The organism is Paenibacillus kribbensis, assembly GCF_002240415.1.
GTDB classification, from domain to species: Bacteria; Bacillota; Bacilli; order Paenibacillales; family Paenibacillaceae; genus Paenibacillus; species Paenibacillus kribbensis.
The window spans coordinates 2792466-2813235 of the sequence record NZ_CP020028.1 but is presented as its reverse complement, the minus strand read 5'-3'; the positions used below and the strand labels follow the sequence as shown (position 1 = coordinate 2813235).

The window sequence follows — 20770 nt, the reverse complement described above, 5'->3', positions numbered from 1 at the left end:
AGAATGAGGTATAAAGGAGCGAGAACAAATGAAGTACGAAAGACTAGCCAAAGATATCGTGCAGAACATTGGGGGAGAGGAGAATGTCACGAATCTTGTCCATTGTGCAACCCGATTGAGATTTAATTTAAAAGACAATCATGTACCCGATAAAGAGAAGCTGAAAAGATTGGAAGGAGTGCTATCGGTCGTAGAAAGTGGTGGTCAATTCCAAGTGGTTATCGGGAGTGACGTTGCACACGTGTATCAAGAGATTATGAAAACCAGCAAACTAGGGGCGGGCAATACTGCATCCGAGGATGGAGATAAACCTAAGGAGAAGATCATGTCCAGAATTTTTGCAGTGATTTCTGGAAGTTTATCTCCCCTGTTGCCTGCTATGGCGGGGGCGGGGATACTTAAAGCTTTCCTAACCTTATTCACAACTTTTGGATGGATCTCTGCCGAAAGTGGAACTTACCTAATCCTGGCTGCAGCAGCAAATGCCGTCTTCTATTTCCTGCCTATATTCCTGGGTGTCTCTGCAGCGTTCAAATTCGGCGTCAATCCTTATGTAGGTGGAGTTATTGGTGCAGCATTAATGGAGCCGAATTTTACGGGGTTATTGGCCAATGGAAAAACTTCTTCATTTCTAGGCATTCCTGTAGTCCTAATGGATTATTCGTCAACCGTCTTTCCGGTGTTCGTAGCTATTTGGATATTCTCTTACGTGGAGAAATATCTAAAGAAAATCATCTATAAAGAGCTGCAGACGTTTTTGGTTCCGTTATTGTCTTTAGTCATCATTGTACCGCTCACTGTTATGATCTTTGGCCCATTTGGAGTATATGTCGGAAACGCGATAGCCGATGCCATTAATTATCTCATGGGAGTAAGCGGGCTGTTGACAGGAGCTGTCATTGGCGGGTTAATCTTTTTCCTTGTTGTTTTTGGCCTTCATTGGGGCATTATTCCGATCGTTCTGGCAAATCTTACGAATGGAACCGATCCAATCCTTGCGATGTGGGCAGCCTCTAACTTTGCGATGGCTGGGGTGGCTCTGGCTGTTTTTATTAAATCCAAAGAAAAGCCTTTGAAATCAATTGCTGGTTCCTCTACATTAAGCCTGTTGTTAGCAGGTGTCTCTGAGCCGACTGTCTACGGGATATTGCTGCGTTACAAGCGCACGATTCCCTATGTTATTATTGCCGGAGCTATCGGAGGGGCAATTAATGGCGGTTTCCATACGTATGCTACAGCATTTGTCTTCCAAAATATTTTTTCAATCGGTGCATTTGAACCTATTGGGTATTATTTAATAGGAATTGCAGCTGCCATGGGTATTGGTTTAATTCTGACGATTCTTTTCGGATACATGGATAAAAAAGCTGTAACAGTAGCTGAGCCAATTAATGAAACTCCTACTGTAGAAACAAAGGCTATTCAACCAGAAGCAAGTGTCAATGTTACTGATGGTTCGCCGAGCTTAATGAAAGAGATACTGGTCAGCCCATTAACAGGTGATGTGAAATCCTTGACTGAAGTTCCCGATCCTGCCTTTGCAGAAGGTGCTATGGGGAAAGGTATTGCAATAATCCCGAGTGTTGGCCAAGCCTTTTCGCCAGTGAACGGTACGATTGGTACTGTACTTAAGTCAGGTCATGCTGTAATTATAATGTCCGAGAATGGCGCGGAGATACTGATTCATATTGGAATCAATACCGTTCAATTAAAAGGGCAGTATTTCACGCCTCGAGTAAAGGCAGGAGATCAGGTCCGCCAAGGAGATCTATTAATTGATTTTGATCTTGAGAAGATTAAGGAAGCCGGATACAATCCGATCACGCCTGTTATAATCTCGAATACCAGTGATTATTTGGATGTTATTGAAACAACAAACTCATCAGTTTTGACACAAGATAAGTTGCTGACGCTTGTTGTCTAAGCAAAACTAGTTAGGAAGGAGACTCAGTGCATCAAATGGGTCTGATTTAGATTAGCATATAGCAAATATAAAGGCCGTCCTTTCATTAGGGACGGCTTTTATGTTAAGAATAATTATATATAATCATCGTGATCACGTACCAGGGCGTGTTTTCAAACTCAGTGCAAGCTACACCACAATGGATGCCAAGGCCAAAAATGCCTTAAACGTAGAATTTAATTTATCATAGCGCGTCGCCAGACGACGATAGTTCTTTTGTCTATAAGATTGGTGCATTATTTCTTGGTATTCTCGGAACCGTGGTGGAGCTAACAATAGTATTACGGAGTAAAGCGCTCCAATTTATAATGATAAATATTCCGACAAACGCATAATTCTAAATATTGAATCCACAAAAACAAAAGCTTCGGATCAAGACGAAAGAGTAAGAAGAAAGATGTTCTATCTGAATCATGGCTACAAGGAGACCAACCTCTCTATTCAAGAAAGAGGAGAAACATATCAAATGCTGATTTTAGGTGGAGAAATAGAAAAAGAGGAGTACCGTGAACTATTAAAGTTTACAATGGGAAGAACACTCTTTTGGTTTATAGGACCTAAGATCATTGATGATTAATTTAGTTGTTTTGGAAAAGTTGCTGATTTATTTATTGTATGCAAGGAGGGCTAGAATATCGAAGATAAAAAAGCACGTATTATCCAAGCAGCTATTGAAGTTCTAAGCAGCAAAGGCATTGAAAAAACCAAAGTGTCCGATATAGTTAAGCGTGCTGGTATTGCTCAAGGTACATTTTATTTGTATTTTCCATCCAAACTAGCCGTTATGCCTTCTATTGCTGAAGTAATGGTCCAAAAAACACTAAGTTATCTGGAAAAGAATGTAGATCCCGAGGCTGCAATTCAAGAACAACTCCAAGTTTTAATCCGAACTGTATTTCAATTGCAAAATGAGGAACGTGAGAAGACTGCGCTCCTCTTTGCAGGGCTTGCATCAAGTGAGTATTTAAAAGAATGGGAGTCCATATATGCCCCTTACTACAAATGGATGTCAACATTGTTAGGCAAGGCGCAAGCCAGAGGAACTATCCGATCATCTTTGGATGTTAACCGAACAGCACGGCTGCTAATTGGTATCATTGAATCAGCCGCCGAGCAGATTTATTTGTATGATCAAATAGATGAAATGGAAGCAAAAGTACAAACAGATGAGCTTTATACATTTATTAAACATGCACTAGGTATTGAGGTCCTTTAAAGAAGGACCTTTTTCAAAAAGGACAGTGACTGACAATCATTCATTATAAAAAAGAGTGTCGAGACTTTGCGTATGACTTAAGCTCTAATAATCTAATACGTTTGAGCAATAAACGTTATCATAACGAGCTTCATAAGATAGGTTGGGAGGAAGACGAAATTATACGTGCCAAGTCACCCGGGCTCCAGCAGGCGGATGTGTTGGGCTGGTTCGATGGTGAGAAACTGGCTTCTCAGGTAGCAACCTATCCTTTACAGGTTAATATATTCAACCGAACTTATGCCATGGGTGGCTTGACAGGTGCGGGTACCTTTCCTGAGTACTCCGGTCAAGGTCTGATGAAGCTACTCTCCTGGAATCAGGGAACGTATACGTTACGAATTGATCCCAAAGGAAAAGGGGAGATATTTCGAAGTCATAAACAAAGTGAGGATAGCATTAGCATTCAGACAATGACCACGATGCTGCTCGGATATAAACGACCTGAATATCTGCATAAGATTGGCCGCATCAAGTGCGCCCCTGAAACGATTGAACTACTGGAAAATACCATTGAACAGAAGACGCCTTATTTTTCTGATTTTTTTTAAATAATTGCAGATCAGGAGTGCCGCAAGAGGCTATGGTCCGAACTAAAGTCGAGCGCCGGCCATCGATCGCAAAACCGGGCTTCTTCCAGAAGTACCTGAAGCGTAAGCTGCTGGAGATCATGGCGGACGTCGCCACATGCCATCTCAAGACGAGGGCTAGAAGATGATCTCTATAACTCTATCAAGAAAAATGATTATCCTACAGGTTGTTTAATCATAGCCAGATTACGTAGGAGAGGAAGGAACTTACTTAGACGTATGAGCAGGTTGCAGCATTGAAAGAGGCTAGCTATGCCCCTTTCCCACGGGTTGTAAGGAAAGGGGGGGATGCTAAGTCGCGAGGGAAATATCTGCTCTAGTTAGTTCATCATACAACATTTGAGGCATGGCACTAAGCGTTTTGCGATTGTGTTCTTCGGGAGTGTCGAACGGTTCATTAAGCAGCCACTGTCTGGTCATATTGGAGCATGCAAATGCGTGATAATTCATAAAAAATTCCAAATCTTTGTTTATTGGGAATGTCCCAAATTGTGATAGTGAATTTAAATATAAACTTACAAAATAAGTGTGTGAATGTTCCAATAATGAATTCTGTCCACTTTCAACCAAGACTTTTTTATAAAATGCTCTTTTCTCATTGAGCTTTTGAAAAAAAAGATATGTGACTGTGCTCCATGGTTCGGACGAGTTTTCCGACATTACTTTTTCTACATCTGAGGAGTAGATCCAATTGACCAACTCAAATTTGTCATGGAAATGATAATAGAATGTTTGGCGTGGAACGCTACAGGAATCTGCTAGCATTTTTACGGTAATTTTCTTAAAAGGTACACTATGCAATAGTTCAACTAAGGCTTCGGCAAACATTGCCTTAGTCATATCTTTTGTTGACATCGTTCTTTTCACCTTCATATTCCATAGTCATTTGACGCATCAAACGCTTATTATATTTTAAAAAGTATGCCACTGAAGACAAATTATTAACAATGGCAAAAAATTTGTCACCTACCTTCAAGTGTCTATATTAAATAAGACTTTACTACATATACAATGCTAATGTATTCAAGTTAATTAGAGAGGTGGATTATTGTGAAAACAGAAAATCGTGTTACAGATATACTTGGAATACAATACCCGATTGTTCAGGCGGCCATGTCCTGGATAACGGACGCTAAATTTGTCGCAGCAGTATCAAACGCGGGAGGGATGGGAGTATTGGGTCCTCATGCCGGTCATAATACGTCACCCTCTGGTCCAGATGAAGTTGGCAAAAGGATTGGAAATGAAATACGTAAGCTAAAAGCTTTGACGGAAAAACCTTTTGCTATGAACCTTTATTTGCCTGAAGATGGCCATTCAGATAAATATTCAGAAGCTACATTCGAGGCAGCTATAGGGGAAGGTGTAAAATACTTTGTGACAGTAGGCTCAGTCAATAAAGCTATGATGAAAGAAATCAAGGATCACAATTGCATTTTGATTCATCGTGAAGTCACTCCTTCACCTAAAGCAGCGAAAATGGCCGAGGATCATGGTGCAGATCTTATCATTGCAACTGGTTATGATGAAGGTGGATGGATTCCTCAAAACAAAATAGGGACGTTCTCGATTGTTCCAACGATCGTGGATTCAGTAAGTATTCCGGTTATGGCGGCAGGTGGCATCAATGATATTCGTGGAGTGAGAGCGGCGTTTGCTCTTGGAGCTGAAGCTGTATATATAGGAACTCGTTTTATCGCATCTGAAGAATGCCCTGCTGCCGATGCTACGAAACAAGATATTGTTGCTTCAAAAGGTTCAGATCTGCTTATGGTATCATCAATGCAACGTTCCACCCCACATCAATTTGCTCGTGAGTTAGAGACCTTGTATAGAAATGGAGAATCATCCGAAAATAACGAAAAAAGAATAAGTGCAATCGGTGGTGTTTCTACTAGCATGTTACATGGAAAGCTGGATGAGGGGATCGTCTCTGTAAATACAGCGATAGATCTGATAACTGAAGTGAAAAGCTGTAAAGAAATCATTCATGAATTGATGGCTGACTTTATAGAGAGTTAATAATGATAGCGGGGAAATCAAAAAAGAACCTGGGTAGTTTTCTCAGGTTCTTTTATATTGCATATAAACAAACACGATGTTATAATCAGATCGCGACTTTGTCAATTTATATGGACAAAAGTCATGTATCTTACACTCTAAGTTTACCATGCCGCTAACCTCTTGTCAAATGTTTTTCTCACTTTAATGGTTAGGAGAGATGTTGAATGAATTCCTTGGTTCTCGGTTTTCAGGAAATGGAAAAAACGCAGCTTTTGCTCGTTGGTGGAAAAGGGTTAAATTTAGGGGAACTATCAAAAATTGAAGGAATACAAGTACCCGAAGGATTTTGTGTTACAACAGTAGGATATCAAAAAGCCATCGAACAAAACGAAACGTATCATGCTTTGTTGGATCGACTAACCATGCTAAAAGTAGAAAATCGAGATCAAATTGGTGAAATCAGCAGGAAGATTCGACAAAGCATTATGGAAATAGAAATTCCTTCCGATGTTGTGCAAGCAGTTGCTCACTATCTCTCCCGGTTTGGTGATGAACATGCGTATGCAGTGCGTTCTAGTGCGACTGCTGAAGATTTACCACATGCCTCTTTTGCTGGTCAACAAGACACCTATTTAAATATCATCGGCAAAGAAGCAATCTTGCAGCATATCAGCAAATGTTGGGCTTCCCTATTTACGGATCGCGCGGTAATCTACCGTATGCAAAATGGATTTGACCACAGTCAAGTTTATTTATCCGTTATCGTTCAAAGGATGATTTTCCCACAGGCTTCGGGGATTTTATTTACCGCTGATCCGATTACTTCCAACCGAAAGCTGCTATCCATCGATGCCAGTTTTGGACTTGGAGAAGCACTGGTCTCTGGCTTGGTCTCTGCCGATGGTTATAAAGTACAGGAAGGGGAAATCGTCGATAAGAGGATAGCAACCAAAAAAATGGCTATCTACGGACGAAAAGAAGGCGGAACAGAGACAAAGCAGATCGATCCTGATCAGCAAAAGACTCAAACACTTACTGAACAACAAATTTTAGGGCTGGCACGCATCGGAAGACAGATCGAAGCTTATTTTGGTTACCCGCAAGATATCGAATGGTGTTTGGCCGATGATACATTTTATATTGTCCAGAGCCGGCCAATCACGACTTTATACCCGATCCCTGAAGCGAATGATCAGGAAAATCACGTTTATGTATCTGTCGGTCATCAACAAATGATGACTGACCCGATAAAACCATTGGGATTGTCTTTTTACCTGTTAATAACTTCTGCGCCCATGCGTAAAGCCGGTGGAAGGTTGTTTGTTGATGTTACACATATGCTGGCTTCACCTGTCAGAAGAGAAACTTTCTTAAATACCCTGGGAAAATCCGATCCGCTCATAGAAGACGCATTTATGACCCTAATAGAGCGAGATTTTATAAAATCGTTACCAGATGATAGAAAAGAACTGAGTCCCGGTAATAGCAGTAAAGGGTTGTCGTCTGCAGGTTTTCAAGCACAAATCGAAAACGATCCGGCAATCGTTTCTGATTTGATTAAGAACAGTCAAGCATCGATAGAAGAATTAAAACAAAACATCCAAACGAAATCAGGAGCAGATTTATTTGATTTTATTCTGGAAGATCTCCAGGAATTAAAGAAGATCTTATTTGACCCACAAAGTTCAAAGGTTTTTATGACTGCTATGAATGCTTCGTCATGGATCAACGAAAAAATGTACGAGTGGTTAGGTGAAAAAAACGCAGCAGATACGCTTTCCCAATCTGTACCAAACAACATTACTTCGGAAATGGGTCTGAAGCTATTGGATGTTGCAGATGTGATTCGTCCTTATCCCGAAGTCATTGCTTATTTACAACATGTAAAAGATGATAATTTTTTGGATGAACTGGTTAAGTTTGATGGTGGACAGGAAACTCAAGACGCTATCTATGCTTATCTCAACAAATACGGAATGCGATGTGCCGGTGAAATCGATATTTCGAGAACTCGTTGGAGTGAAAAACCACTTACACTTGTCCCTATGATTCTCAGTAATATCAAAAACTTTGAGCCTAATGCTGGCAATCGGAAATTTGAGCAAGGGCGACAGGAAGCTTTAGAAAAAGAACAAGAGTTATTAGATCGATTGAAGCAATTACCGGATGGTGAACAAAAAGCTGAAGAGACAAAACGAGTGATCAGCTTAATCCGGAATTTCATCGGTTATCGTGAATATCCAAAATACGGCATGGTTAATCGCTACTTCGTTTATAAGCAAGCTTTACTGAAAGAAGCCGAACAACTCGTACAAGCGGGCGTTATTCATGAAAAAGAAGATATATACTATCTCACTTTTGAAGAACTTCACGAAGTCGTACGCACAAATAAACTGGATTATCAGATCATCAGCAAACGAAAAGACGAGTACAAATTATATGAAAAACTAACTCCACCACGTGTTATCACGTCTGATGGTGAAATCATTGCAGGTGAGTACAAACGAGAAAATCTCCCAGCCGAAGCTATTGTAGGTCTACCTGTTTCTTCCGGAGTTATTGAGGGACGAGCACGTGTCATCTTAAACATGGAAGATGCTGATCTCGAAGATGGAGATATATTAGTCACCTCCTTTACTGACCCTAGCTGGACACCATTGTTTGTATCCATAAAAGGCCTAGTTGCCGAAGTTGGTGGACTGATGACCCATGGAGCAGTTATCGCACGTGAATATGGCTTGCCAGCAGTTGTCGGAGTGGAGAATGCTACCAAGCTGATAAAAGATGGGCAACGAATTCGCGTGCATGGAACAGAAGGGTATATCGAAATATTATAATGGCTAAGATAAAAGGGCGGTTACCCTGATCGTCCTTTTATCTACCCATCTTTTTATGGGCAATATAAGTATAATCTCTCTTGTAAACCTTCTAAGACCTTATCTGGCACGTCCCTGACCTTGATATCCGCACCTAGGAAAAGTAGCCAATTTATGATTTCGGTTAATTCTTCTGAATTATGAACATCGATAAAAGTGTTTAGAATGGCTGTGGTTTGGTAAGGATTCGTATAGGAAATTGAAACTTTTAAAGGATGGTATTTTTTGAACTGGGCAATCGCCTTTGGACCAAGTTCAAGGACAAGATTGATGACTTCTTCCTGCTTACTTAGTTTTTCTAAAATCTTTTTCTTACTTGCTCTTTTTTTCGTGGGGTATGGTTCTACATTGGTGAGATTGTCGACAGGAAAAATCCGCCTCTTTTCTCCCTCTAAGTCAAAGCCTTCAATGTGCCATAAGTTTTTTTCACGATAAAGGTGCAAGAGATAAATGGGATAAGACTTTATTACCTTCTCTTCTTTGACGGTAACCAATAAATAGCTATCCAAAAGAAGGATTTGGATGAGTTTTTCCAACATAGGATGGGGCAGGTCTGACAGATCAAGCAGGTCGGGATTATGGGGGTTGGTCCCTTCAAAAAGCAATATTTGATTCAAGAGAACAAGGTCATCTTGCTGGTTTTCCGAGATGAGGCCTAGTAATTTCTCAGCCAAAGACTGACGACTCTTTAAATAAGGAAGTTGTTGGTTTCTTGTGGCCATAAAGGCGATAAACAGAGCTTTAATCTCATTATCGGTAAAGCGGACAGTGGGCAGGACAGAGTTGTTCATGACAAAATACCCCCCATCCCTTCCAACTTCAGCGACAAGTGGCATCCCCATGGCTTCAATTTCTCTGATATCTCTAATAGCTGTCGAACGAGAGATGTTAAATTCTCGCATGATTTCAGAAATTGTAAAGTGGGCGCGGTTGTTGATATACCGCATGATGGTATTAATTCGTTCAACTTTTTTCATCGGGCCCCCCTAAACAGTATCATTTTTTGACATGATTTATGATTATTATAAACCCATCAAGTGAAAAGACCAATCATTTGATTAATTCAAAAAAGAGGAAGGTTTTGAATATGGTGGATTTTACCCTTGAGGAAAAAGACAGCTTTACCGTTTTAGGCATTGGAACTGAGCTTAAGAGCGATTATACAGACTATGCCGGCATAAACAAGGAAAAGGCAGATTTTTGGCAGGCAGTGAAACAAGATGGAAGGCTTGACACTTTAAAGTCCATAGCCGCAAATGGCTACATTTTTGTCGTGAATGAAGCGGTGAATAACAAGATGATGCATTATGCTGGCGTCATGACAGAGGCATCGGTATCAGAAGCATCCAGAGTTATTCAATTTCCTAAGGGGGAATACTTGGTTGTAAGAGGAGAAGGGAAGACGGCTGAAGAGTTGAGTAATAAGCTTACTGGCATTGCCTTTGGTCAAGTCTTGCCAGAAGCAAAGAATTTTGCCTATGTTGGCGGGCCAAATGCAACGGTTGAGATGGGACAGCGAAACGGCTTAGTATTTGGTGAAATGTGGATTCCTGTCGTTAGGAAATAAAGAAATAAGTGTATGCTTCCGATGCGAGTTTTGCTCGAAGTAGGATCTAAGATATAACGTTCGCAAAACTTTTAGGAGGAATGGAAATGTCCTATATCGTTGACTTTAAAAATGTGTCTACGGTTGGCCTAGAGTCTTCACCAGTTGCAGAAGCACTTGCTGGTTTACGAGCGAATGAAGCCCGTTACTTTATGAACAAATATAAGCATGAATTTACGGTTGTACCAGCCAGCCAAAGCCAGGAAACCCTTGATTATGTGAACCGAATTTTGAAAGAAGAACGTAATATTGAGTTTGCGGCCAAACCTTTAGAGACGTCGCGTTTTCAAGTGGAAAATATCCAATTTGCATACATTTTTTATGAGGATGGTCTGGGGCTCAATGTCATGTATACGATTGATGACTCTAAGAAGCGGGCCGTTGGTTTTAAGCTTTCTGAGGGAATGGAGGTACCAAAGGAATTAGAAGGGAAGTTTAAGTTTGCAAGACAGAAGTCTAAACTAGCTGGAACCATTCGGGGCTCGTTTTTTGTAATTAAAGGAGAATATTAGAGTAAGCAAAGTCGAAAAAATTATTAGATAATAAGGTAGCTTTGGTAACAGGGGCTGCAAGCGGGATCGGTTTAGAAATTTCACGTGAGTTAGCTAAAACAGGGGCAAAAGTTGTCATTTCTGATTTAAATGAGCAAGCTGCCAAAATTGCGGCTGAAGAACTTCAATCCCAAGGGTACGAGGCTTTTCTTGTGGCATGTGATGTTACCAAAGAAGAACAAGTAAAAAAGAATTTCGCTATAAAAAACAAAAAAATTTGGTCGTATTATCAATATGGCTTCCATTAATGGCCTCATTGGTTTTGCAGGAAAAGCAGCTTATTGCAGTGCTAAACACGGGTAATGGATGGCGGTTACACAGCGCAATAACCAGAAGATCCACTAGGACATGTATGGAAACTATAAATGGTGATAGGCGGCTTTGAGAATCAGACAGAAGCCGAGGAACTGCTTCAGCATACCATAGAAAAGCCGGCGGTCTGAGACCACCGGCTTTTGCCGCTAAACAGACAACGTGTTTTCGTAAATATTTTCTTATCCCAAACTTTTCCTAGCTTGTTCGAGTAAGTTGGATACATAATCGGCTTTTTCGTCCGAATAGGAGAGCAGTTGGTATATCCTTTATGGATAGAACTGAGTTTTTTTTCACAATATTGCTTGGCTACATACGGGTTATCTCTTAAGTAATTTCTGATGAGAAGGTTATTTACCCATTGCTCGCCATTCCAGATGACGACGGCAAGATTATAGGCATGTTCTTGGCGTTTTCGATAATATAATCTTCCCTTTACACCCGTTTCTCCGAATCCTTCATAACCAAGTTCTACTGTTCATCATAAGGAACTAGACTAATAATCTCATCAATTCCCATTCCCAATTTCACTCCCTTTATTTGGTGTATTGTATCGCACGAAGAGAATGAAAACAACCCCAATATCAGGCGCTTGTTCATAATGCCTTGAGAGGACATGGCGTCCTCCTGCCCGCCCCGCAAAATGAAGGGAAAATTCGGTATGATATAATACAACGTTGAATTCGAAAGGAAACGGAGTGTAATGATTCCATCATGATAAAGCATGTGCTTCTCGCTGACGATAATGCAAATATCAGAAAGTGACTGGTGAAAGATGGGGATAAAAAATCGTCTCTCAGGTTAAATTAAACATCAACAGAATTGACAGCCATAACTTGATTTGGTGATAGGAGGAGGTGAGGGTGCAAACTCGATTTTCTGCTTCTCATGGCAACATCGAATTAAAAGATCGCACTATTCTAGTTGCTGAGTTAGACCTTAATGTAGAGGCGTTCCAAAGAGTATTAGGTGAAGCCGACGATGTTTCGTTTCGCTCGTTTTTGATCGGCGGAACGGTACGGGCTGAACTCGTCAATATACCGGGCATGTCGGATAGGCAGGAAATCGACAATAACGTCTTAAGGCCTCTCATGCAATCGAGGGACGTAGTATGCAACGATTTGCAATCTGTTAAAATGCGCCTCCTACCCGTAATTTCTGTCGATGAGGCTACGACCGTTGAGGAATGTGCTAAGCAATTGATCAAAGGAAATCCTGTTCTTCTAATTGACGGTTGTACGTGTGCTTTACTACTAGGACTCGCTCAATGGGACAAGCGTAATGTAGAAGAACCTCAGACTGAGACATCGTTGCGGGGGCCGCGTGAAGGCTTTACCGAATCGATCTCGACCAATCTCTCGCAGTTGCGACGAAGAATTCAGAGCATAAAGCTGCAAGTAAAATCGCACAGAATTGGCAGCTATACGGGGACTGAAGTCTGTATTGCTTATATTGACGGTTTGGCTAAATCTTCCTTATTACATGAGGTGCAAAGCAGGCTTGAGCGTATCGATATCGACAGCGTTCTGGAGACAGGGTACATAGAAGAACTAACAGAAGACAATCCTTACTCGCCGTTTCCACAGCAGCAGTTTACGGAACGGGTTGATGTTGCGGTAGCGAGCTTGCTCGAAGGCCGTGTCGTTCTGTTGGTCGACGGCACGCCTGATGTGCTCATCGTTCCCGCGACGTTGGCTACGCTTCTGCAAGCAGCAGACGATTATTACAACCGAACAGTATACTCCAGCTTCTTGCGTTTTTTGCGGTACTGGACGCTTATCTTATCCATGATACTTCCGGCAGTATACGTCGCGATTTTGAATTTTCATCATGAAATGGTGCCAGGCAAGCTGTTGGTCAGTATTGCCTCAGCACGTGAGGAAATTCCGTTCCCGACTTTCTTAGAAGTAATGATGATGCAACTCGCGTTTGAGGTGCTGCGTGAAGCCGGTCTCCGTCTTCCAAGACAAATCGGTTCGGCTGTTACTATCGTCGGTGCGTTAGTCGTAGGAGAAGCTGCTGTCTCGGCCGGGCTCGTGTCGGCACCAATCGTCATTATTATTGCGTTCACAGGCATTGCAGGATTTACAGCTCCTCACTACTCTATAGAGTTTGCCATTCGTCTATTGAGGCTGCCGCTTATCATTCTTGGTGGGACGCTGGGTATGCTTGGTGTGATGTTTGGTGTTATCGCGATAGCAACGCATTTGTGTATGCTTCGTTCTTACGGCGTCCCATTCTTATCTCCTTTTGCACCTTTTGTACCAAATGAAATGATGGATACCGCCATTCGGGCTCCACGATGGAAAATGTCAAGACGTCCCGGTTTTTCAAAATTACAGAACCGCCATCGACTTGCTAGGGGGCAGAAACCGGGCCCAGGCAGAGGAGGCGGGAACTGACGGATTATGGAGATCAGATTATTATTCATCTGGATACATGTTTGTAAGGGAGTATTGCTAGTAATGACGGCATCCGTTTTGCTATTTTCAACGGGCTGTTGGGATAGAAACGAAGTAAATGATCTGGCGATTGTGACTACAGCCGGTTTGGACCAGAAGAAAGATGGGGAGATTGAATTATCTCTAGAGATTGTCATTCCTAAGGAGGGAGGGGGTAAGGCACAACAGGATAACAGTAAATCTAAAACTAGCGGTTCGACTTTGATTTGGTCCGCTTCGGGGGCAACGGTAGCGGAGGCTGCCTCCGAGCTGCAGCGAAAGCTGTCCCGCGCCGTCTACTGGGGGCAACTTGAAATGTTGGTTGTCGGAGATTCGTTATCTCGCAGCCAGTTTCGGGAACAGTTGGATTATCTCGCTCGCGACAGTAATATTCGCCTTCGGATTCAACCATTCGTCTGCAAGGGAACAGCACGTGCTTTTCTCGCTTCCGCCTCCCCGCTCGAACGGACCAAAGCGGATTTTCTGGGTGGTGAATCCAAACGGCTCTTTCGCAGACCGATAACCCTAAACCGTCTCGTACAGAACCTCGGCAATATTTCAAAAGATGCGGTAATCCCTTACGTCGACACTACACAAGACGGAAAGGAAAGCGTCCCATATGTGAAAGGATATGCAGTCTTCTCCCGTGACCGTATGGTCGGATTGATTCAAGGGGAGTCATTCTCGGGGATGAAATGGATTTTGAAACAAACGAGGGGGGATGTTGAGACGGTCAAGTTGGAATGGCCCCCCTCTTCGTTACTATCGTTAGGAGTCCTCTCTTCCAGCACTCGACTTGTTCCAAAACTTGAGGGAGAAATGCCGCATATGGACGTTTCTATCGAAGCGGAGATGAGCGTCGTTCAAAATACGACTCACTTTAAAACTTCGGATTCGAAATTTATTCGCGCTATTGAACATGCGGCTGCCGACAAAATCCGACAAAAGGTAGAGACAACAATTAAGCAAGCCCAAAAGATGGGGGCCGATATTTTCGGCTTCGGCGAAGCGATCAACCAGCGAAATCCTCGGGAATGGCAACATTTAGAGAAGCGTTGGAAACGAATTTATCCTTCGGTTCCAGCCAATGTGATGGTTAAGGTAAAGATCCGACAAATCGGGATGAACAATGAACCCGTTGGCGATTCTTGAAATGAGGTGTAAAACCAATTGATTTGGTTGAACATGGCGGGAACAACATTTGTATGCGCCTTGATAGTTTGGGCTGAATGGCATTGTCTAGGAGACAATCAAAAAAGAGAACGGGTGTCATTAATCGCCGTTACAGGTGCTGTATGGCTCATAGCTGTGCTTATCCTCATGTTTCCCGATATTCCGGGACCGATCGCTATGCTTAACAGTATATTCAAGCCGCTGATTTCCGGGTTGAAATAAGGAGCGTTTTCCTATGATGGAGAAAGGAAAGATTTCAGCAGCGCAGTTAGGTCTTCTTTTTTATTCGGTTGCTGCCTACGATGGAATTCTGTATATTCCAAAAATAACGGGAAAGGATGCCGGACACGATTTATGGATATCACCGATCTGGGCTCATCTGCCTGGTTTACTGTTCGTGCTAGCGATGATCCGCCTCAGCAACATGTTTCGGAGGGAAACCATCATTCAGTATAGTGAGCGGCTGCTCGGACCTTGGCTGGGCAAAGCCGCGGGACTTGCCGTCATATTTTATGGAATAAATCTGACTTCCGTTATATTGAGGGAATATGGCGACTTTATTTCGGCCGTCTTTTTAAGAAAAACGCCCACACTTGTCGCCATTGGCGGTATGGTTTTGCTTGTATCCTACGCCGTTAGAGGAGGTGTGGAGGTTTTAGGAAGGCTTGCACAGCTGTTCCTTCCGCTTACATTCTTGGTGTTCGGACTGTTGATCATCTTGTCAATTACTGAATGGGACGTAAACAATATCTTACCTATTATGGGCAAAGGGATCATTCCCTCTGTTAAGGGGGCCATCATTCCGTTAAGCTGGTTCTCCGGATATATGATGCTTGGAATATATTTCCCGTTCGTGTCAAATCAGAGGAAAACGACAGCGTACGCATTATTAACCTGGTTTTGTCTGCTGGTTACATTGTCCGTCTCTGGGCTCGTATCCGTTTTCCTTTTCGGGAAGCATGTCAGCACTTTGAATTATCCGTTTATTGAGGTCGTCCGGTATATAAAAATAGGAGAATTTATCCAGCATGTCGACGCTTTGTTACTGATCGTCTGGCTCCCCGGCACGTTCATTCAGTTAACCTCCTATCTGTACACGGCAGCATTGGGGGCAAGTCAATTACTTGGACTTAAACAATACCGCCAGCTTGTGTTTCCATTAGGCTTGCTTACGCTAGTAATGAGTATGTGGAGAACCCCTAGCGTTGACGAGTTCGAAATATATCTAGGAACGAGCCAAGTCATATTAGATTTCTTCTGCATTGCTCTAGGCCTTCTCCTTTTCGTAACAGCTTGGATTCGAGAACGTGTAAACCGGCTATAGTATATGTTTGTTTAGATGTGCTTTTTTACGTCTTTTACCACATAGTTTAAAGTCCATAAGTGTCAGCGAGCTTACAGTGAGGTTGAAAGTTGGTTTGAGGTATACATTTGAAGAATCCCAAAATGTGGTTTTTATGTTGTGAATTCCACCTAAATATAATATCAGAATGTAATTACGTTGTTATTGGATTGTAAATGTTCGAAAAGCAAAGTTAAATATGTCGCTTTCCCATGGATTCTTTGGTGTGATTCAGTTAAGATAAATGTAACGGAATAACATACAAAATGTGGAGGGTAAGGATGCATTCTTCCTATAGCGAAGTGGAGAAAAGAAGGAAAGAAATATTGCAGGAATTAGACGAGCGCGACAAAGTCTATGTCAAAGAGCTTGCCGAAAAATTCGGTGTAACAACCGAGACCATTCGGCGAGATCTGGACAGGCTGGAGAGTTTGAACAAACTAAAAAAAATATTTGGCGGAGCGATCAAAACGAGCCATCAAAAGCTGGAATGGGTATATAACGATCGAGAGTCGATCAATTTGGAGGTCAAAAGAAAACTGGCGGCCGAGGCAGCCAAATGGGTGGAGGACAATGATATTATATTCCTCCAGGCAGGGAGCACTATTGCCCAAATGCCGCCATTCTTAAGAGACAAAAAGGAGCTTACGGTGGTCAGCAATTCTGTTCCGATCATATTTGAATTCGCTCAATATAAGCGAAATGGGGAATTTGACGGCCGAGTGATTCAGATTGGCGGAGAGCTTCAAGTTTCTTCGATGGGAATGTCAGGCGTACTTGCTCAAGAGATGTTAAGGGATATTTCCGTAAACAAAGCTTTTTTTTCCTGCGGGGGGTTTACGCCTGAAAATATCAGTACGTTTCAGAGTGAGAGCGCGATAATGATGAAAAGCTTGTTGGCTCATAGCCAAAAGAAAGTACTGGTAGCGGATGCTTCCAAAATGGGCGTCAATCATCTGTATAAAGTAACCGCCCTACATAATGTGGACATGATTATTACGGATACGGACTTGCCGGAAGAATGGAAATCACACACCGAATTGTCCTCATTACAATGGCTTTCTATTTAATTTTATAAGAATTTCGATACAAGCAGCACATCGTTTGGAAACAAATGATGTGTTGTTTTTATTTGGTATTTTAATTGTATTTATAAATTTTACAATATTAATTCGTTGTTTTTACGTTTGTATTACATTTACGTGTTACGATTTCCTTGTAGAAACCACATGAAACGAAAGGAGAAGCCAACCATTGAATTATCAATTGAGTGAACGTGTCCGTGCGCTTAATCCTTATAACGGAGCGGAATTAAGAGATAAAGTCGAAACGCTTCGTCGATCAGGTCGCAAGCTTATCGCGCTTAACGTGGGGGAGCCGGATTTTCCCACACCGGTCCATATCGCTCATGCAGGTATAGAAGCGATCCATCAATCGATGCCAAGGAGTGCACATGGATAAACATTTAAACAAAACAAGCATAGCCAAATGGGCGTATACGAATTTAACTGCTTATTTATTGGTTTCGCCAGCCATTATTCTTCTTGTTGTATTTCATCTTTATCCGATGGGTATGACATTTTTTCTGAGCCTGACGGACTGGAATCTGATTACCCCTGATTTTAATTGGATTTTCGCAGGCAATTATTCGCGGATGTTTACTTCGTCCGAATTTTGGAGTGTCGTTGGAAACACGTTTATATTTAGTATCTTCTCAGTTGGCTTTACGGTCTTGCTGGCTACTGTACTGGCTGTTGTACTGGACGAAAAACTGCGAGGCGTCAGATTGTTTCGTTCGGTCGTATTTTTGCCCTATATTACACCTATGGCGGCTATTGGAACCCTATGGGTATGGATGTACAACCAGAATTTTGGTCTGATCAACTGGGTGCTGGATTTCTTCTCTATTCCTCCCGCTCCTTGGCTGGCAAAGCCGGGGTGGGCCATGGCTGCGCTAATCATTACGAAAGTCTGGAAGGTAGTCGGCTACTACATGGTGATTCTGCTGGCCGGCAAGCAAAATATAGCGGACTCCCTGTATGAAGCGGCCAAGATGGATGGAGCGGGAAGGCTGCAGTTGTTTACCCGAATTACGCTGCCGCTGCTTTCTCCTTATATCTTCTTTGTACTGATCGTCGCGTTAATTGGCTCTTTTGAAGATTTCGATCTGCTGTTTACGATGACCCGTGGTGGGCCTGCAGAAAGCACAAATATGATCATTTATTACATTTACCAGCATGCCTTTGAATTTTTTGATATCGGCTATGCTTCCGCAGCCTCATCGGTGCTTTTTGTTATCCTTATGCTCATCACATTTATCCAGATGAAGGTCTCCAAAAGGTGGGTGCACTATCAATGAGATTGAAGCAATTTGCATTTAGATGGTTCGGATTCGCCCTTTTGAGTCTTTTTTCAATCGTTATATTATTTCCTTTTATATGGATGTTGAGCAGTTCATTAAAGAGCGCCGATCAAGTGTACGTGTTTCCTCCTACGTTGATCCCGGAAGTATTTCGCTGGGAAAACTACGTGGAAATATGGAAATTGGCTCCGCTGGCCCGGTATCTATTCAATAGCCTATTTACAGCAAGCGCCACTATCATGGTGCAACTGCTGTTGATCATCCCGGCTTCTTATGCTTTTGCCAGGCTGCGTTTTAAGGGAAGCGGTTTTCTTTTTCTCTTGGTTCTCGCTACCATGATGATTCCGGACCAAGTTACGTTTATCCCTAATTTTTTGACGGTCAAACAACTCGGTTGGGTGGATACGTATATGGGCTTGATCGCGCCATTCACCGTAAAAGCATTTGGCATATTTATGCTGAGACAAGCCTTTATGCAAGTGCCGAAAGAGCTTGAGGAAGCAGCCATTCTCGATGGCTGCGGACACACCAGAATCATGCGCCATCTCATGATGCCTTTATCGGGAGCAGCTGTTGTGACGTATATCTTGTTGTCCTTTATCTGGAATTATAATGAATTGTTTTGGCCGCTCATTGTAACCAACAATGAAAATTTGCGGACAGTTCAGTTAGGACTATCGCGATTTATGGAAGAAGGCGGCGGAAGGAGCGGGGGAACGCAGTGGAATCTGGTCATGGCCGCTGCTGCAGTTATTATCGCTCCATTAGGCGTATTATTCATTTCCATGCAGAAGTTTATTGTCAAAGGCGTGGCCACTACGGGTTTGAAGTAAGCGATATGTCATTATAAGAAAAACGTCTATCGACGTACTTTCACAGAAGACAGACCGCGTTTAGCGGAAGTTTTTCTTGCGATACCAGGTAGCTTATCCCAGGAAGTTTATTCTTTCTGATATCTAAAAAACGAGGTGAAAACATTGAAACGTACATTCATTAAAAGTGTTATCATGGCGTCAAGTTTGGTTATGTTGCTTGCAGGTTGCGGGCAAGGAGCTTCGTCTTCCATCACATCACAGCAAAGTAACAAGCAGGGTCCGGTACAAATTGAGTTCTGGTACGGCAATAGCGGCGTGATCGGGGACACCATTAAAGATTTGACCGAACAATTTAATCAATCGCAAGATGAAGTGAAGGTCAATGCGGTATTCCAGGAAAGTACGAATAATATCGGCAAGAAATTATTGACAGCAATTGTGGGCAATGCTGTACCGGATGTTGTTCAGTTGAACGCCAGATTCTGGCCGTCCTTTGCTTACAATAAAGCATTGCTGCCGCTTGACCCTTATATTCAAAAGGATCCGGAGTTTAACTACAGCGATTTTGTAGACAGCTTTGTAGATAACACGTTAATCGAAGGAAAGACATACACTCTTCCGTTCAACCGGAGTACACCGATCTTGTATTACAATAAAGATATCGTGAAGGAGATCGGGCTTGATTCGGAGCACCCGGTATCCACTTGGGACGAAATGATGACCGCCGCGAAGAAAGCGACCGTCATCAAGGATGGGAAGACAGAACGATTCGGCTATGCGTCATTGCTGCCGCCCCTCTACTACTACTCGTTGATGTGGTCCAATGGTGGAGATATTCTTAGCCCGGATCAAAAGGATGTCGTGATCGACCAAGCGCCGGCGATTCAAGGTCTGGAAATGTACCGGAAAATGATATATGACGATAAAACCATGATGCAGCCTCTCGGTGGGAATAGAGACGGCGATCAGGAAATGATCAATTTTCAAAACGGCAAGGTAGCTTTCCTGCTGGCCTCGACAGGAGACCTGAACCAGATCCAAAACAATGTCAAGTTTAAGCTTGGCGTCGATTTTGTGCCAAAGTTTAAAGAATATGCCGTTCCTTCGACTTCCGGGGGAAATCTCGCGATTGTGGCGAAGGCCCCGAAGGAAAAGCAAGATGCGGCCTGGAAGTTCATAAAGTTTCTTACCGATAAGCAGCAAACCATTTATTTTGCCCAGCATACCGGATATATGCCGATTCGAAAATCTGCAGTTAAAGCGCCTGAAATGGTGAAGTTTTATAAAGAAAATCCGTTCTTTAAAATCACTGTCGACCAACTTCCCTACGGTAAGGGAATCCCGGTCGTGCCTAACTTCGAAAAGATTGAGACTGAGATCCAAAATGCGCTCGGAAAAACCTATGCCGAAAATGTTCCGGCCCAGGAATCGATGAAGGAAGCTGCCGACAAGATACGTGAGCTGTTGAAGGAATAGAGTG

The 20770-nt window shown here is 42.5% G+C and carries 19 protein-coding genes and 2 pseudogenes; 18 read left to right on the top strand and 3 right to left on the bottom strand.

The features are described 5' to 3' along the window. The first annotated feature begins 28 nt into the window (after positions 1-28). From B4V02_RS12750 to B4V02_RS12735, 4 genes are all read left to right on the top strand, one after another. Positions 29-1924: a beta-glucoside-specific PTS transporter subunit IIABC gene (locus B4V02_RS12750; RefSeq protein ID WP_094155065.1), complete on the top strand. Its 1896-nt coding sequence runs from the start codon at positions 29-31 to the stop codon at positions 1922-1924. 436 nt (positions 1925-2360) lie between these two features. After that, entirely contained in the window at positions 2361-2540 is a 180-nt protein-coding gene (locus B4V02_RS12745) for a hypothetical protein (protein WP_094155064.1), read from the top strand. 57 nt (positions 2541-2597) lie between these two features. Continuing rightward, complete coding sequence (locus B4V02_RS12740) at positions 2598-3179, top strand: TetR/AcrR family transcriptional regulator (protein ID WP_157739780.1); 582 nt, start codon at positions 2598-2600, stop codon at positions 3177-3179. 101 nt (positions 3180-3280) lie between these two features. Further along, positions 3281-3769, top strand: a complete 489-nt coding sequence (locus B4V02_RS12735; protein ID WP_244188508.1) for a sterol carrier protein domain-containing protein — start codon at positions 3281-3283, stop codon at positions 3767-3769. A gap of 330 nt (positions 3770-4099) precedes the next feature. Here the strand turns inward: B4V02_RS12735 and B4V02_RS12730 are convergent, their stop codons facing one another. Next, positions 4100-4663, bottom strand: a complete 564-nt coding sequence (locus B4V02_RS12730) for a TetR/AcrR family transcriptional regulator C-terminal domain-containing protein (protein WP_157739738.1) — start codon at positions 4661-4663, stop codon at positions 4100-4102. 195 nt (positions 4664-4858) lie between these two features. On the opposite strand from B4V02_RS12730, the gene B4V02_RS12725 reads away from it, so the two are divergent. Both B4V02_RS12725 and ppsA read left to right on the top strand, forming a co-directional pair. Then, positions 4859-5830: an NAD(P)H-dependent flavin oxidoreductase gene (locus tag B4V02_RS12725; RefSeq protein ID WP_094155061.1), complete on the top strand. Its 972-nt coding sequence runs from the start codon at positions 4859-4861 to the stop codon at positions 5828-5830. A gap of 206 nt (positions 5831-6036) precedes the next feature. After that, on the top strand, positions 6037-8649 hold the full coding sequence (ppsA, locus tag B4V02_RS12720) for a phosphoenolpyruvate synthase (protein ID WP_094155060.1): 2613 nt from the start codon (positions 6037-6039) through the stop codon (positions 8647-8649). A 53-nt stretch (positions 8650-8702) separates the two neighbouring features. On the opposite strand, the gene B4V02_RS12715 is transcribed toward ppsA, so the two are convergent. Next, positions 8703-9665, bottom strand: coding sequence for a helix-turn-helix transcriptional regulator (locus B4V02_RS12715; protein ID WP_094155059.1), 963 nt, complete (start codon positions 9663-9665; stop codon positions 8703-8705). A gap of 110 nt (positions 9666-9775) precedes the next feature. On the opposite strand from B4V02_RS12715, the gene B4V02_RS12710 reads away from it, so the two are divergent. The 3 genes and pseudogenes from B4V02_RS12710 to B4V02_RS12700 form a co-directional block, all read left to right on the top strand. Then, positions 9776-10255, top strand: a complete 480-nt coding sequence (locus B4V02_RS12710) for a GyrI-like domain-containing protein (protein WP_094155058.1) — start codon at positions 9776-9778, stop codon at positions 10253-10255. A gap of 86 nt (positions 10256-10341) precedes the next feature. Further along, on the top strand, positions 10342-10806 hold the full coding sequence (locus B4V02_RS12705) for a phage tail protein (protein ID WP_094155057.1): 465 nt from the start codon (positions 10342-10344) through the stop codon (positions 10804-10806). A gap of 41 nt (positions 10807-10847) precedes the next feature. Next, positions 10848-11145: pseudogene (locus B4V02_RS12700) on the top strand (SDR family NAD(P)-dependent oxidoreductase); the annotation flags it as partial. A gap of 112 nt (positions 11146-11257) precedes the next feature. On the opposite strand, the pseudogene B4V02_RS12695 reads toward B4V02_RS12700, so the two are convergent. Further along, positions 11258-11569: pseudogene (locus B4V02_RS12695) on the bottom strand (hypothetical protein); the annotation flags it as partial. 445 nt (positions 11570-12014) lie between these two features. Here B4V02_RS12695 and B4V02_RS12690 point away from each other — a divergent pair. The 9 genes from B4V02_RS12690 to B4V02_RS12650 all read left to right on the top strand — a co-directional run bounded on the left by B4V02_RS12690 (position 12015) and on the right by B4V02_RS12650 (position 20766). Next, the gene (locus B4V02_RS12690; protein ID WP_341865690.1) at positions 12015-13559 is read left to right on the top strand and encodes a spore germination protein; all 1545 of its coding nucleotides are present in this window, start codon (positions 12015-12017) and stop codon (positions 13557-13559) included. Between the two features lie 63 nt (positions 13560-13622). Further along, complete coding sequence (locus tag B4V02_RS12685) at positions 13623-14750, top strand: Ger(x)C family spore germination protein (RefSeq protein WP_094157002.1); 1128 nt, start codon at positions 13623-13625, stop codon at positions 14748-14750. 18 nt (positions 14751-14768) lie between these two features. Continuing rightward, a complete protein-coding gene (locus B4V02_RS12680; RefSeq protein ID WP_094155055.1) occupies positions 14769-14993 on the top strand; it encodes a hypothetical protein in 225 nt (74 codons plus the stop codon). Between the two features lie 13 nt (positions 14994-15006). Further along, the gene (locus B4V02_RS12675) at positions 15007-16095 is read left to right on the top strand and encodes a GerAB/ArcD/ProY family transporter (RefSeq protein WP_094155054.1); all 1089 of its coding nucleotides are present in this window, start codon (positions 15007-15009) and stop codon (positions 16093-16095) included. A 299-nt stretch (positions 16096-16394) separates the two neighbouring features. Beyond that, positions 16395-17183 (top strand): DeoR/GlpR family DNA-binding transcription regulator, encoded by a 789-nt coding sequence (locus B4V02_RS12670; RefSeq protein ID WP_094155053.1) that lies wholly within the window; start codon positions 16395-16397, stop codon positions 17181-17183. 184 nt (positions 17184-17367) lie between these two features. After that, on the top strand, positions 17368-17574 hold the full coding sequence (locus B4V02_RS12665) for a hypothetical protein (protein ID WP_094155052.1): 207 nt from the start codon (positions 17368-17370) through the stop codon (positions 17572-17574). Then, positions 17567-18472, top strand: a complete 906-nt coding sequence (locus B4V02_RS12660; RefSeq protein ID WP_094155051.1) for a carbohydrate ABC transporter permease — start codon at positions 17567-17569, stop codon at positions 18470-18472. The genes B4V02_RS12665 and B4V02_RS12660 overlap by 8 nt, the downstream gene beginning before the upstream one ends. After that, a complete protein-coding gene (locus tag B4V02_RS12655) occupies positions 18469-19308 on the top strand; it encodes a carbohydrate ABC transporter permease (protein ID WP_244188507.1) in 840 nt (279 codons plus the stop codon). The genes B4V02_RS12660 and B4V02_RS12655 overlap by 4 nt, the downstream gene beginning before the upstream one ends. A gap of 144 nt (positions 19309-19452) precedes the next feature. Next, positions 19453-20766, top strand: coding sequence for an ABC transporter substrate-binding protein (locus B4V02_RS12650; RefSeq protein WP_094157000.1), 1314 nt, complete (start codon positions 19453-19455; stop codon positions 20764-20766). Positions 20767-20770: the final 4 nt, after the last annotated feature.